A 14,635-nucleotide genomic window follows, 5' to 3' on the forward strand; every position below is an offset into this window, starting at 1 on the left:
TGAGCATAGGTTTCCATTGAATCCCCTCTCTTTATGCCAATTTCTTATAACGTTCTTGTATTCACGAACCCGAGAGGCTTAAAGGAGCAGAGCGACTGGGTCGGAGACTTAGCCTCGCAGGAGTTGTCTGCCTGAATCCTCTTCCTCGAAATCCCTCTGGCAGACCAAGGGGCGTCAGCCCCGCAGCGTGAATACGTTGTTATGAAATGGACTGACCTTCTTTGATATACCTACTCAGCTATACCTATCTCTATTGTTTTATTGTATGCTTTTATTGATGCTTGACCACCAATAGGAAAAGTAATTAATGGGGATGTATGGCCAAAATCTACATCTGCAATTACTGGGATTTTATCTAATTCTCTTTTTGATTTTATTATTTTTCTAAGTAGTTCCTTATTCATATTTGCAGATTTTTGAAATCTTCCTAAAACTATTCCCTTAACCTCGCTAAATAAAGGTTGATGAATAAGAGATTGTAGATCTCTATCAAAAGTTTGAGGATGTGCCTCATAATCATCTTCTAAAAATAGTATAGAATTTACTAAACTCGGCATATATTCAGTGCCATGTAATAGATTGAATGTACACTGATTACCACCTATAATAATGCCCTGTGCTTCTCCATCATTAATCACATACGGTCCTTCATTATTAATGAAAGAACGGTTTTCTTGATCCAAAAACCATAAATCATCACTCCATTTTTCGGAGTGGGTAATATTAATCGTTTCATCCCACATCATCATTTTCTTAAAATACTCTATTGTATACTCATTCCCATGAAGCATAGCGAAGGTAGAGAAGTGCGGTCCAGAGTAGGTGATTAATCCAGTCTTTGCATATATTGCATTACTCAACGCAGTTATATCAGAATAACCACAAATACGTTTTGGATTAGCTTTAATTATTGAATAGTCAATATGTCTTAGTAATTGGTTACAGTTATAACCGCCAATTGTAGTTAATATCCCTTTGACATTAGGATCTAAAAAAGCATCATGCAGGTCATCTAATCTTGATTTGATTGATGAAGAGACAAATTCATCAGATTCTAGGGAGTTTTTAGAAAAAGAGAGCTTAAATCCTAATTCTTCAAGCCTCTTTTCTGCTAGAATTCTCTGTTCAATGGCTATCATTGACAGACTTCTGGAAGGTGATATTATACGTATTTCATCACCTGCTACTAATTTTGGTGCTTTCATAATTACATTACACTCCTTTATTAGATCTTGTCAGTCTTTCTCATAACATCTAATTTATGTACTTCGTAAACACCACACATTCAAGTCAATTTCTGAACTACATACATAATAAACCATATTGTTCCATTTGCGAAGGTACTACAACAAACAAAAGAGCAGCCTTTACATCAGGCCGCTCTCCAATTACATATTCTATTACTATCTTAAATAAAACCCTTTACTTCCCACCACTGCTCCTTACCACTCTCTGACTCATTGCCTTATGCTGTGCAATTAAGCAGAGTTCTGCCGCTTTAAACGCATGCTCCTGTGTCATCGCATTCTCTGTTCGATCCAGGCAATCCCGGATCAGTTCACCGAAGAATGGATAACCAACCTTTCCTTTGACGCTATAATGGTATTCCCCTTCATGGTTAACCAGGTACACCTGATCACCCTCAGGCTCTCTGGCCACGTCGATATACTTACGCAGCTCAATGTATCCGTCCGTTCCCAAAATAACCGTTCGCCCATCGCCCCATGTACCCAGACCATCCGGTGTAAACCAGTCTACGCGGAAGTAACCGGAAGCCCCGTTGTTGCCGATAAGTGATGCTTCGCCAAAGTCCTCTAGTTCTGGGAATTGTGGATGATTGAAATTGTTCACCCGACTGAAGGCCACTTCTGCATCGGTACATGAAGCAAAGGTCAGAAACTGCTCGATCTGATGACTTCCAATATCACAGAGGATGCCGCCATACTTTTCATGCTGGAAGAACCATTCAGGCCGACCACCCGCATTCAATCGATGCGGTCCTGTCCCCATAACCTGTATAACCTTGCCGATCGCTCCCTGTTCGATCAGTTGTCCGGCATAGATCGCACTTTCCACGTGCAGACGCTCACTGTAATAGACCATATACTTCTTCCCAGTGCGTTTAACCTCTTCACGCGCAAGGGCCAGTTGATCCAGTGTAGTAAAAGGAGCTTTGTCCGTAAAATAATCTTTGCCTGCGGCCATGACTCTCATGCCGAGTGGCGCACGCTCCGATGTAATGGCTGCTCCGGCTACGAGCTGCACTTCATCATCAGCAAGTACCTCCGCTTCAGATGCCGCGATCTGTGCCTGCGGGAACTGTTTCCGAAAAGCCTCGACTTTAGCTGGGTCAGGATCATATACCCATTTGAGCGTTGCCCCAGCCTCCACCAGCCCGCCAACCATACCGTAGATATGTCCATGGTCCAACGCTACAGCAGCAATGGTAAACTCACCTGGACCGCATACGATCTCTTTTTTCAGACTCTTTGGTGCATAAAACATGCCGTCTTTAGCCATACCTTCTCCACCTTTCCAATTCAATTGGATTTTCCGTTTATCGGTTCAGTTATCCTGTACACGCCTTAAGTTCAGCCTGGTGTATAAGTTCCACTTACTTAAATGTCTTTGATAGATCAGCAGGTTGACTGCTGCTGCCTACCTTGTCTTTCTTTGTATTTGAACTGGCAATCCGCTGCTGCAAATGCTCATAGAACAAATCCTCATCGATCGGCAGATCTACCCAGTTATCCGTCCAGGTTGACAGCAGCATAGCATTAGACAATGTTAAACCATGGATACCCTCTTCACCGGGAGCAATGAGCGGTGTCCCGTTCAAGATAGCATCGATCCAGTTGCGAATCAGGCCAGGATGTCCGGTTTCCACACCGGTAATCGGCACCTCGCATTTCCAGCATTCCGGCTGTCCAAATCCTCCGGTAAATCTCTGATTGAATTCAGGCTCGGGTTCACGAAGACGCCAAAAGGTCAACTGACCATCTTCAATGACAATTTTCCCACGATCCCCATTGACCTCGAATCGGTTGGTGCCTGGTGCTTCCCCCGTTGTGGTCACGAATACACCTGTTGCTCCATTTTCATATTCGACATATGCCGTTACATCATCTTCCACTTCAATGTTCCGGTATTTGCCGAATGAACAGAAGGCACGCATACGCACCGGCATCATGCCGATGGTCCATTGCCACAGGTCCAGTTGATGAGGGTCTTGGTTGATCAGGACACCGCCCCCTTCACCAGCCCACGTTGCCCGCCAGCCGCCTGAATCATAATAGCTCTGAGAGCGATACCAGTTCGTAATAATCCAGTTGGTACGCCGTACCTCACCCAGTTCTCCCGAGGCAATTAGATCTTTTAGTTTGATATATAAAGGGTTGGTTCGCTGGTTATACATCATGGAAAACACTTTGCCGCTGGTAGCCGCGGCTTCATTCATCTTGCGTACCTGTTTGGTGTATACTCCGGCTGGTTTCTCAATCATGACATGCAAACCATTCTGAAAAGCCTGAATGGCCTTTTCGGGATGGTCATAATGCGGGGTTGCTATAATTACCGCATCAATCGTCCCTGATGACATCATCTGCTCCGCATCCTGCCAATAGGTGACTGAAGCCGGAAGATTGCTGGATACCCAGCTCTCCATTTCTTGTCTCACATCACACACAGCCACCAGTTCTGCACCAGGTACCTCTCCTGCTACCAACGTTCTGGCATGGGCTGCACCCATATTCCCAATTCCAATAACGGCTACTCGAACCAAACTCATACCTGTACCTCCTCGTCCACACGACGTTCAATTTCGGCAAAAACATCTGCAAAATGCTGTAACATCGCCTTCGATTGCAAGACCCCGCTAAAATCCTCAATCCCGTAATATCCATCATACCCAACGGATTTAAGGTCACGGAATACTTGCAACCAGTTCACCACGCCTTCAGTCAAGGGGGCCCACTGACAATGCCAGTTTGATGTTAGCAAGATTTCTGTATTTTGTTCATTCACACTGGAATTCGAATTCTTGTTTGATTCATCCTTGAACCAAGCCGCATTCTTCACATGCACATGTGCCAGATAAGGTCCCAGTAATTCCAGTCCCATACGATGGTTCTCATATCCTTCATGCACCATGTTGCCTGGATCGTACAACACCCCTACATGCTGTGAATCCAGCGATTGCACGAGCCGATAAGCTAGTGATGCAGTGGGGGCAATCGTTTGATGATGGGTTTCTACTACAGCTTTTACCTTATACTGTTGGGCCATCTCTTGAACCTCGTTCAGATAATGCACAGCTTGTTTGTATAATTCAGGATAGCTGGTTTTGCGATCATAACCGGGAACCCCAACACGCATCATGGATGCTCCTAAGGCTTGTGCAGTTTGAAATGCTTGCTCCGTGGCAAGCAGATCTCCACAGCTCAGATATGGCACCAATGCAATCGACTGTCTGCCATGCTTTTTTGCCGCTTCACGAAATTCCGGTACCTGTTCCTCCCATTGATCCGGATCTATCGAGCAACGATTATGTCTCCAATAAGAAGGTTCTTCGGACAAAGCATCCGCCGGTATTCCACGATATCTCCATTCGATCCCTTCAATGCCTGCTGCGGCTGCAGCAGAAGCCAATTCTTCTGCGGTCAAGTCCGGTGTGGCAACAGTGAATACAGACAATTTCATCAACATTCATCTCCTTATGTAAACGTATTCAATTCATTGTTGTAAACGCATTGTATCATTCATACGAAGGCCACCATAGGGGGCAACGAGAAGAGATGAATGACAGATAAACAGCGGACCATATTCCCCATTCAGAGATAACTTGCAAGTTCCCTTTTGAATGCATACATAACAAAAAGCACCCCGAATAACAGAAGATCCTTCTGATTCGAGATGCCTGGTTTGCAACTTCTATTTTACATCATAAAAAACATGTTCCGCCTGCAATTTCCCTAAATGTGTAGTCATGACACCAAAAGAATATTGGGGCTGAAAGCGCCGATCCGTAGGAGAGCCCGGATTAAATATCAGCACATCATTGACCGTATGCATCACTGGAATGTGCGAATGTCCAAAAATCACAGCATCCACCTGCTGTCCTGCAAAAGTGTGAATCGCATTCTGCTCTGTAGACTTCGATCCCAGATGACCATGTACAAGACCAAGACGCAAACCGTCCGCTTCAACGATGCGGGAGAACCCGAGTTTTTGACCTATTTCAGGCGGGTCCGTATTGCCTGCAACACCTTCAATGGGGGCGTAAGCGCTGAGCAGCTTGTGTACACTCCAGTCCGACCAATCCCCGGCATGGAGAATCAGATCAGCATCTGATAGCGCCTCAACCAAGGGATCGGGTAACTTACGTGCTTTTCGAGGTAAATGAGTGTCCGAGATGACAATAATTTTCATAGTACAGCACACCTTCCCTTTCCCTTACATTACGCTTTATTCGGCATGTGATGGAGCTTCAAGCTGGGAACAGGAACGCTCCATATCTTCAAGAGTAATGGATGCGAAGAACTGTTCCACCTTTGCTTCGGCAACCTGATACAGATTGGTCAGAAGGCTGTCAATACGAAGGCCAACATCACAATTCGGATTACAGTTACCATGAATCGGAAACAATGGCCCTTCATCCTTGGCAGCCTGATAGATCATGGCTAATGTGATTTCGCTTGAGGGTTTGGCGAGGTAAAATCCTCTTGTTCCTGGTGAGGAGTCCACAAGTCCTGCCTTTTTCAACCCGCCCAGAATACGTCTGACCACGACAGGGTTGGTATTCACACTACCTGCAATCAGTGCCGAAGTGATTCGTTCAGGCGCGCTGAAAGACAACAACAACAAACAATGCACACTGACCGAAAAATGAGTACTCATGATTAACCACCTTTTATTTGAGCATTATAATGCTGATTTTATATCATCCCGGATGTGTAGACTTACTCGGAGAACAGGTCCTGTTCAGGGCGTGCCCGGATTTTTAATTGCCGAACGCTGTACTCCAATTGTTTCACAATATCATCCAGTTGTTTGCGATCAATCTTCGTTGGATCTTCCACTGGCTTCGCCGACGACTTCAGATCCCGAATCGTTAACTGCTGCTCTTGCCACTTGTCCATCAGATCAGCTATATTGGCGTAGAAACGTTCGTAATCTTTAATAACCAAATCAAGATAGGCATCTACCTCATCCGGATCATAACCACGAAGTTTATAGTTGAATTGTTTTTCATGAATCGATAAAGCGTCGAGCTGCACGCCCAATTGCTTGAACAATTGTCTTTGTTTGTCCAATCTTCGTTTCATATGCTCATCCATATTGACAACCCTCCATTATCAAACGCGCCGCGGTAAGCACAAGAAGATCTTCTGATACCGCCGCATTTTCTCTCTATATTTTTTATAACACATTATCTGTCAGATATAAAATCGAACGAACCTCTTTGCACACGAAACTGATTGCTTCTTATGAAATTCGGGTAAGGACTGACTACAACCCCATTGCGGGAAAGGAGCATGTCCTTATGAGTACATTAACCAAAGATCAACTTCAAGAGCTGAAAAACGCTCTCTTGGAACAACGTGAAAACCTACAGCGTCATTTTGAATCCAGCATGGAAGACGGTGCTCCAGCCGAGTCCCTGAAAGATTCAACTGGTGAGCTGTCATCATACGATAATCACCCGGCAGATGCTGGTACGGAGACGTTTGAGCGAAGCCGTGACTTAGCGATAGATGATACGTTGACCGACGAGTTTAATCAGGTGAATGAAGCGTTGGAGCGAATCGGACAAGGAACGTATGGCTCCTGTGTGACGTGTGGTAAGGATATTCCTTTTGAACGACTCGAAGCGATCCCTTACACAGCCTACTGTATCGATGATACGCCTAACCGCGAGTTAAGCAACGAACGGCCTGTTGAGGAGCAAGTCATGACGATGCCGCCGAGCGGTGCCGGAGAAGTAAGACAGCGCAATGCTGGCAAGTTCGATAACGCTGACGCATGGGAAGCCGTCGAGGAATATGGCACATCGAACTCCCCCGCAACCGCAGCCAAACGTGACGTGAAAGATTATGATGAAAACATGTAGTTTATGAACGAATAAGGTCATTTTCGCAATAATAGGTACATGTTTTCCATCATGCCAAATTACGCATGAAAAAGCCGCCAATGGCGGCTTTTTTCTTGGTAGCATATCATCTTTACACAGATGGAACTTCAATATGACGATGAATATGCTTCGATTACTCTTCCGCCTGACCACCAGACGAGGATTCCTTCTGCTTTTTAGTAGGTCTTGACGTTTTCGCAACAGATTTGCCCTTATCGGGTGAAGCCTTCTTTTTCAATTTTCCAGCGGTTTCCGAAACGGGCTTATTCACCGTATCTTTGGATAGGGAACTGAATAAATGAAAGACCTCTTGGTCCGCATCATGCCTGTCTTTCGTTAAATAGGGTTCACACATCTTCGTAATGTTGTTGTACAACTGCTCTACTTCTTCCCGGCTAGCATACAATGTCATATCTGAGATAAACATACGGTCCCCGTTTTCCGCCTGATTCATAAATCTCCGACGGCTCTGCTCAAACATTTCATTTAACAATTTGAAGGTTTCGGAACGAAATACCTCCTTCAAAGGTGAGTTCTCTTCATCTTCGTTACGGAGCTGGATTTCTCCCTTGAAGGGCTCATAATATTTGGCGATGATTCCATTAATTTCACGAGTGGATACGATGGTAAGCAGACCGATTTTCTCCAGTTTCTTCACATGATAATGTACCTTGGCTGGCACTTCGCCCATCTGGTCTGCGATCTCTTTAACCGTAGAGGGTCTGCCCTGTTTATTAAACATATTCAAGATCTGTATCCGATACGGATCGGAGTAGACCTTGATTTCTTCAATCGTTGAAAGTACTTTGCGCTGCATACCTGTATCCTCATTTCCGGGGTACCTGTTGCCCATCATGTGTATATTATACCGTCCGGACAGGGTTACGGTCAAAACAGGCTCGCGATAACACGTTTGAGGAAGCCTTTTTATAGAACGGTGCGGAAAGTCTTGCTCAGAAGCACCAAAACGGCTGACATGGCAAGCAAAACACCAAACACGATAAATAGAATCGGCAATGCCACCCAATCGGCAAGGGCTCCTGAAACCAAGCTACCTAATGGAGCAACACTCACGACGAGCATAGTTTGAAGGGCATACACTCTGCCAAGCATCTCGGAAGGCGTAACTTCCATGAGATAGGACGCAAGGGGTGTTGTAGCAAGTGGAATCCCCATACCCATCATCAGACAAAAGACAGCAGCAACAGGCAGCTGGTAGGATGTCATGTAAGCCGGGAGTGCGGTCATGGCATAACTGAGCCCCAACATGACAATACCTACAATGACCAGCACACTTTTACGGTAATTCGATCCTCGATGAGACAGCCACAAGCCACTCAGTACCATGCCTGCCACAATCAGCCCACTGAGTAGACTTAATCCTCCCGCTCCGGCGTGCAACGTTTCAATGACATATGGCGTGCGAAGAACATTGAATGGCATCAGACAAAAGTTAACAAAGGCAAACAGAATGGAGACGATCAGTAACAACACATGTTTACGCATAAAATGAAAGGCTTCTGTCATTTCAGAGAATATACTTTTTCTTGCTGGAGGAGAATCAGATGAATCAAATGTTTTATTTTCATTGTTAGATGATGTTTGAGTTTTCGGGTACCCCACACGGCTCATCAGGAGTGCACTTAAAGCAAACAAGCCCGCATCGATTAATATCGTCCATGTAATCCCTGCCGTTGCAATTAACGTTCCCGCCACTGCAAGTCCTGCGAGTTCTGCAACCCGGGTTGCAGATGATGCCATGGCATTACCAGACAGCAGCATTGATTTGGGAAGTAATCGCGGTACAGTGGATACCTCAGCGGGTGACGCGAAACATTCCAGAAGGGAATTCAGAATGGTGATGACGAACAGATGCCAGACTTGCAGCTCACCCAGACCAAACAATAGTGCTGTAATGCCAACAAATAAGCCTCGACCAGTATTCGTGAGCACAATCACCTTTTTGGGCGACATGCGATCAACCAGTGCGCCGACAAACAGCCCCAGAAAGATACTTGGCAAAAAGTTAACTGCCAGCAGTGTTCCCATCAGCAGCTTTGAACCTGTCAAAATGTACACCATCCAGCTATAGGCAATGGAATCAATCGAATCGCCGAATCTGGATACTACCTTGCTCACCATAAACTGCACATACGGTTTAATCCGAATTAATTCCCCGATCCCTTGTTTGCGTGCGACTGTACCTTCGCTCATGATTACTCCGCCTCTCAACGTGAAAATATTTTTAATGTTAATTTTATTTTAACGTATGATATGCGAAAATCAACCCTTTCGTGAAAATATTTTTAACGTTGTGTATATCCCTATAAACACAAAAAAAAACAGACCGAAGGGTCTGTTCTCTTTGCACCAAAATTTGCTGCTATGATTCGTAGTTCATGTACTAGTCCTCAGTCTTGAATTGAAATCCGATTCTCTCTTCTTCTGCCTCCAGCATCAACTGGTACACCTTCTCTGCTTCACTACCCAGCCGTTTCTTGCTGATCTGGTAGTTCGTCCAGGTTAATTCAAGCGGCAGCTCAATCATGCCTGTAAGGCAGTCCCACAAGGCGTCCAGATTTGCACCATAAAAGTCTGGCAGTTCAAGCTTTTGCTTCAATAGCTCATGCAGCTCTGTTGTGCTGGAAAAGTCCTCACCGTTAAGTACTACCCTCTTCATGTCTGTCCTGTCCTTCCTTATTTCAAGCGAGTAAATGATGCATAGTGGTCTGTCGTTTTGTATATCAAGCCGTCATTAGAGTACAAAATGCGGTCAGAATTACGGAAACCGGAAGTGTAGTTGATGTCCGCTTCACGCCAAGTGCGGCCACTCGCTGCTGGAAGCAAGCCTTCCCGGTTGCTAAACACATCTCCGCCGATACTTTTGCCCGGAGCAACCGTAGCGAGGTTGCCTTGGGATGATACCCAGCCCAGTGCCGTTGCTTGCGCTTTAGTAATGTAGTTGCATGGCAGTTGGCCATTGGCGCTGAGATAGTTGGCTACACCCGTAAACGTATTGATGATAGTACACGTTGCTGCTGAAGCCTTCTGCTGTCCAACTGGAGCGATCTGTGAACCGGTGAAAAAGACAATCGTTAACATTACCGCGAGCAAAGCTGTAGACAAAAACTTTTTCATAAATCCAGCCTCCCAATGATTTAAAATGGATGAACGTTGCCACTATGTAAGTGATATGAGATGTGAAATCTACCAGGATGTACGTTCTGCTAGATTATAGTGAACAAGCCATCTATTTACTATTTATATCACATCATTTTGGAGGAAAGATCAAATTCAACTACTATTTTTGTAAAAATATATAAATATAACATTTAAATATAAAAAAAGACTCACATCCCGGGGGATGGAGTCTGCCATTTCGATCATTTCCTATCATCTATCATGCTAGCATGTTAGCTCCTGCTTTAATCCACTAACTGCACCCGTTGACGGGTTCGCGCCGATTCCAGGCATGCATCAATGACACGCATATTCTGAATGGTATTTTGCGGACTGAACGGTAGCGCTTTTCCTTCAAGCACAGCGGCTGCAAAGGTCTCCACCTGCAAAACATAGGAGTTCGATACCGATACACGTTCCTCGCGGCTGACGGAATCGGTGTGCACGATAATCTGTGGTGGAATATCACTGTTCTCCCAGCCGAACACCTTGGGCAGTTCAATCCGCCCATCGGTACCGAGAATCTCCATCTCGGCTCGTCCCGAGGCCCACATGCCGCAGTCAAACGTTAATGCTACTGAATTGGGAAACTCCACAAGTCCTGAAGCCATCATGTCGACGCCATCATGCTCTTCCGAGAATAGTGCATGTACCGTTACCGCTTCCGGCTCCTGCCCCAGATACATGCGGGCTGCGGAGATTGGATATACGCCAAGATCAAATAATGATCCTCCGCCCATCTCCCTTTTGAACCTTACATTGTCTTTGTCGTTAGCGGTATTACAGGTGAAATTGCCATGGAGGGCTCTGACCGTACCAATCTCCCCACTGGCTATAATCTCTTGCACGCGTCTATGCTTGGGATGGTATCGATACATAATGGCTTCTGCAAACAGTACGCCGTGCTGTTGACATACCTCAATCATTTCTGCCGCTTCCTCTGAATTCAGAGCAGCCGGTTTCTCACATAATACATGTTTTCCAGCCTGAGCAGCCTTAATCGTCCACTCCTTATGCATGTGGTTCGGCAGAGGAATATACACAGCTTCAATATCCGGGTCCGCAATGAGTTCATTATAGCTTCCATACGCTCTGGCAATGTCGAGTTCGTTTGCAAGAACTTCCGCCTTCTCCTTGCTGCGGCTGGCTATCGCCAAGACCTCACCACGTTCGGATTGTTGAATCGCCGGAATGACTGCATTTTTCGCAATTGTGGATGTACCAAGTACACCCCACTGTAAGTGTCTGTCCATGCTTATCTTCCTTTCACTCCGTAATTGTCCTCTTCTGCCTTGTGTAACATGCCGAGACAACGATCGAGATCGGCCTTAACCTGTTTTTTATATAATTCAGCTTTCTCCGCACCATCATCCGTGAAGTGATATAAAACGATTTCCTGAAAATCGACTTTGGGATCACTTCCCTTCAGCTTCTTTGTCCGATAAAAGACACCCTGTTGAACCAATTCATGCAGCGCCCGGTATATCTCGCTCTGGGGTGGTACATAACCGTAGGCTTTGAATTCCTGCTTCATTGCCTCCAGCATTTCATAGCCGTATCCCCTATGCTGTTCAACCATCGTAATCAGATACAGCTTAATAAATGCCCGCTGCGCAATCATAAAAGCCACGTTCATTCCCCTCCTGTCAGCTCTATATATCTAGTATTATAAAACTTATGTTCCCCTTCTGCCATCTTTATCCGTCCTTCTCCCTTTAATCCATGGGCGTTGGAAGGCAAGAAGGAGAAATGATGGATAGGCAGAAACGTAAGGTAGAGCGGGATTTGAAGTTTTCTGTTATGAATTTTTCAGGTAATGAAATTTTAAAATTTATTTCAAAAGTGTTCGTCGTGGTATTGGCGTCACTTTTTTTTCAGGTTACTGCCTTCATTTTTATCGGCCCTCTTTATCGGCCTTCAACTCACTGTTGTTCTGAATTTCTCATATAATGATGTATTCACCTGTTAATCAGGTTTGGACTTCGGTACAGTTCCCACAATCCACTTGCCCCAGCTTACGCGAGAGATGAGCCATGTGAGTACGCAGGATAACGTAAGCGCCAGCAGCCAGGTGATGATCATGCGCACTACGGGGTTTAAACCCAATGCCACATAAAACTGTTCATCCGGAATGTAGCTGTAGCGCAACATCAGCATGTGCATCAGGTAGCCCCCGTACGAAACCCCGCCAATCCACGCCAGCAATCGTGTTACTCTGATATTGTGGAGCTTGCCAGCCAGCTGGTACATCACCATGATGGAAGCAATGAGGAATAAGATCATATCCGGCCGGATGAGACTGACGGTATAGAATGTAATCTGTATGCCCTCCGGCTTCTGGAACTCTTGCATTAACTTATATATAAACCGAAGACCAAGGACTATAAACACGGTCCAATATCCCCAGCGCAAACGTTGAATCCACTCATTCCAGCGTTGAACCGATAGCCCGGCTGCCGCACCAAGCACAAAATAAAAAAAGAAATACAGAAAATTTCGATCGGCATAGGTTGTAAAGGCATCGGTCAGCACCGGGACATTCAACCATTCCATGAACCTGGCAATATTTCGCAATTGATCCGCGAGCACAAGGTACACCACACCGGAAATCAGAAGAGCTATTGTGCGCCCCTTCGCCTCATATCGGTTATAGACATAACGGATTGCCCGCAAAAACAGGGGAAACAACAGATAAAACTGAATAAGCATAATAATGTACCAAAAATGCGAGGTCGTCTTACCCGTGATTAATTTTAAACCAAGGTCAGGAATATCCTGCCAACCAAATCCGTTCCAGCCGCGAGGCGCGAGTGTGAAGTAGATCAGTGACCAAATCATATAGGGGACGATTACATCGGTTAATCGCTTTTGCATGAAACGTCCATAATTCAACTTGTCTCCTGTATTATAGAAAAGCACCATGCCTGTGATAAAAATAAATAGAGGTACTGCAAATTTGGACAGCATCAGCAGGATGGCGAGCAATACGCCATCTTCCAGTCCCGCTTCTGGGACCAGGGAATAATGTGCTATGGAGTGCTGAAGGACAACCGCCGCAAAAGCAATTCCCCTCAGACTCTCGATTTCTGTAATTCGTTCTTTACGAGGCATAACAGACAGCCTCCTTTCTTGGTTTTGCCATGAAAACGACGTACAATGAAGCCATATATTGATGAACGGGGTGATTCACATCTCAGATACAGACCAAGACATAACTACCATTGACTCCAAATATGTACAACAGCATCTGGCTAACGAGCGGACCTTTCTGGCTTGGGTTCGTACCGGCATTGCCATGGTTGGCATTGGCTTTCTCGCAGCTGGCTTCGGCTTCAGTTCAACGGCCTATGATCGGATGGCCCATATCGCAGCAATCATCATTGGTATTACTTCCTTAGTCAGCGGCATTCTGATCATCCTGTGTTCTGCAGCCGCTTACCACCGAAAACGCAATCAGATTAATTCACAAACATTCCAGGCATCCACGAAATTAATTCGGTTCCTGACACTGATGTTGCTGGTGATTGGACTGGCCCTGGCCGTATTACTGTATGTATTGTTATTCCCTGCTTGGCAGGTTTAACACCTGAACCTCAGACGTTCATTTATGCACCATACACAGGAACAAAAGCCGGCTTCCTCTAAGGAAACCGGCTGATGACCACCTGGTGGTTCACATATATCATTCCAGTTGAAGAATCCTGTCTTTGGTGATCCGATTTATTATAGAAAAGTATTGTTGCCAAGTCGAGCGGCCTTATCCCGAGCTTCCAATCTTTGATTTTCCATATCGAGATCCGTGCGCTCAACCGTAACATCATCCCGATTGACATCGATTCTGTCCCGGTTCACATAACTGTTATTGCTGAACACGTCATAAACATCCGTGTCCCGATCCGTAGAGTCCACGAGTAGCAGGATTTTACCACTTTGCACGTATTCCTCATACTGCCTTGCATCCTCTTCCGGAATGCCGAGACCCACGAGTCCACCTACAAGTCCGCCTGCTCCTGCACCTACAGCTGCACCCGTAAAGGCTGCGGCAATAGGGCCTGCCGCCAGAATAGGACCGATGCCCGGAATCGCCAATGCGCCAATGCCAGCGAGCAATCCAGCGACTCCACCTAGCACTCCGCCTGTTGCCGCACCTGCAGCTACACCTTCGGGTGCTTTTGTACCCGTCTCTTCGCGAATGGCCTTCAGTTCATCCCGATCCTGTGTGACGACCGAGATTTCATCTGAAGTAAATCCTTGCGCTTTCAGTCCCTCGATTGCGGATGATGCCTCACGTTCTGTATTAAACACACCTACGATTTTCTTCTGCAT

At 45.7% G+C, this 14,635-nt stretch carries 17 protein-coding genes; 2 read left to right on the top strand and 15 right to left on the bottom strand.

Features of this window, described 5'->3' with window-relative positions; all coding sequences use genetic code 11:
* Window positions 1-230 precede the first annotated feature (230 nt).
* The 7 genes from AC4PM4_RS14975 to AC4PM4_RS15005 all read right to left on the bottom strand — a co-directional run bounded on the left by AC4PM4_RS14975 (window position 231) and on the right by AC4PM4_RS15005 (window position 6,335).
* Window positions 231-1,205 (bottom strand): S66 family peptidase, encoded by a 975-nt coding sequence (locus AC4PM4_RS14975; protein WP_491613956.1) that lies wholly within the window; start codon window positions 1,203-1,205, stop codon window positions 231-233.
* 217 nt (window positions 1,206-1,422) lie between these two features.
* Window positions 1,423-2,520, bottom strand: coding sequence for a Gfo/Idh/MocA family protein (locus AC4PM4_RS14980; protein WP_491614083.1), 1,098 nt, complete (start codon window positions 2,518-2,520; stop codon window positions 1,423-1,425).
* Window positions 2,521-2,614: 94 nt separating this feature from the next.
* Entirely contained in the window at window positions 2,615-3,787 is a 1,173-nt protein-coding gene (locus AC4PM4_RS14985) for a Gfo/Idh/MocA family protein (protein ID WP_413377661.1), read from the bottom strand.
* Entirely contained in the window at window positions 3,784-4,698 is a 915-nt protein-coding gene (locus AC4PM4_RS14990; RefSeq protein ID WP_400344137.1) for a sugar phosphate isomerase/epimerase family protein, read from the bottom strand. Before AC4PM4_RS14990 ends, AC4PM4_RS14985 begins: the two co-directional genes overlap by 4 nt.
* A gap of 231 nt (window positions 4,699-4,929) precedes the next feature.
* Window positions 4,930-5,427: a metallophosphoesterase family protein gene (locus tag AC4PM4_RS14995; RefSeq protein ID WP_491613957.1), complete on the bottom strand. Its 498-nt coding sequence runs from the start codon at window positions 5,425-5,427 to the stop codon at window positions 4,930-4,932.
* A gap of 36 nt (window positions 5,428-5,463) precedes the next feature.
* Window positions 5,464-5,895 (bottom strand): Rrf2 family transcriptional regulator, encoded by a 432-nt coding sequence (locus AC4PM4_RS15000; RefSeq protein WP_491613958.1) that lies wholly within the window; start codon window positions 5,893-5,895, stop codon window positions 5,464-5,466.
* A gap of 62 nt (window positions 5,896-5,957) precedes the next feature.
* Entirely contained in the window at window positions 5,958-6,335 is a 378-nt protein-coding gene (locus tag AC4PM4_RS15005) for a DivIVA domain-containing protein (protein ID WP_024630343.1), read from the bottom strand.
* Window positions 6,336-6,541: 206 nt separating this feature from the next.
* On the opposite strand from AC4PM4_RS15005, the gene AC4PM4_RS15010 reads away from it, so the two are divergent.
* The gene (locus AC4PM4_RS15010; protein ID WP_111619113.1) at window positions 6,542-7,108 is read left to right on the top strand and encodes a TraR/DksA C4-type zinc finger protein; all 567 of its coding nucleotides are present in this window, start codon (window positions 6,542-6,544) and stop codon (window positions 7,106-7,108) included.
* 154 nt (window positions 7,109-7,262) lie between these two features.
* Here AC4PM4_RS15010 and AC4PM4_RS15015 read toward each other — a convergent pair whose 3' ends face one another.
* The 7 genes from AC4PM4_RS15015 to AC4PM4_RS15045 all read right to left on the bottom strand — a co-directional run bounded on the left by AC4PM4_RS15015 (window position 7,263) and on the right by AC4PM4_RS15045 (window position 13,420).
* The gene (locus tag AC4PM4_RS15015; protein ID WP_111619114.1) at window positions 7,263-7,946 is read right to left on the bottom strand and encodes an ArsR/SmtB family transcription factor; all 684 of its coding nucleotides are present in this window, start codon (window positions 7,944-7,946) and stop codon (window positions 7,263-7,265) included.
* Window positions 7,947-8,056: 110 nt separating this feature from the next.
* Window positions 8,057-9,343, bottom strand: a complete 1,287-nt coding sequence (locus tag AC4PM4_RS15020; RefSeq protein WP_491613960.1) for an MFS transporter — start codon at window positions 9,341-9,343, stop codon at window positions 8,057-8,059.
* A 190-nt stretch (window positions 9,344-9,533) separates the two neighbouring features.
* Window positions 9,534-9,809 (bottom strand): barstar family protein, encoded by a 276-nt coding sequence (locus tag AC4PM4_RS15025; protein WP_111619115.1) that lies wholly within the window; start codon window positions 9,807-9,809, stop codon window positions 9,534-9,536.
* 17 nt (window positions 9,810-9,826) lie between these two features.
* A complete protein-coding gene (locus AC4PM4_RS15030; RefSeq protein ID WP_090993640.1) occupies window positions 9,827-10,267 on the bottom strand; it encodes a ribonuclease in 441 nt (146 codons plus the stop codon).
* Between the two features lie 287 nt (window positions 10,268-10,554).
* Window positions 10,555-11,562, bottom strand: a complete 1,008-nt coding sequence (locus tag AC4PM4_RS15035; protein ID WP_491613961.1) for a Gfo/Idh/MocA family protein — start codon at window positions 11,560-11,562, stop codon at window positions 10,555-10,557.
* A gap of 2 nt (window positions 11,563-11,564) precedes the next feature.
* A complete protein-coding gene (locus tag AC4PM4_RS15040) occupies window positions 11,565-11,939 on the bottom strand; it encodes a replication termination protein (RefSeq protein WP_063563231.1) in 375 nt (124 codons plus the stop codon).
* 335 nt (window positions 11,940-12,274) lie between these two features.
* A complete protein-coding gene (locus AC4PM4_RS15045; RefSeq protein ID WP_491613962.1) occupies window positions 12,275-13,420 on the bottom strand; it encodes an acyltransferase in 1,146 nt (381 codons plus the stop codon).
* 61 nt (window positions 13,421-13,481) lie between these two features.
* Between AC4PM4_RS15045 and AC4PM4_RS15050 the strand changes: the two genes are divergently transcribed.
* Window positions 13,482-13,892, top strand: a complete 411-nt coding sequence (locus AC4PM4_RS15050) for a YidH family protein (protein ID WP_063563228.1) — start codon at window positions 13,482-13,484, stop codon at window positions 13,890-13,892.
* Between the two features lie 140 nt (window positions 13,893-14,032).
* On the opposite strand, the gene AC4PM4_RS15055 is transcribed toward AC4PM4_RS15050, so the two are convergent.
* Window positions 14,033-14,635 carry a general stress protein gene (locus tag AC4PM4_RS15055; RefSeq protein WP_072732444.1) on the bottom strand — a complete coding sequence of 201 codons (603 nt, stop codon included), beginning with the start codon at window positions 14,633-14,635 and terminating at the stop codon, window positions 14,033-14,035.

Source organism: Paenibacillus sp. MDV22-iso6 (assembly GCF_058408365.1).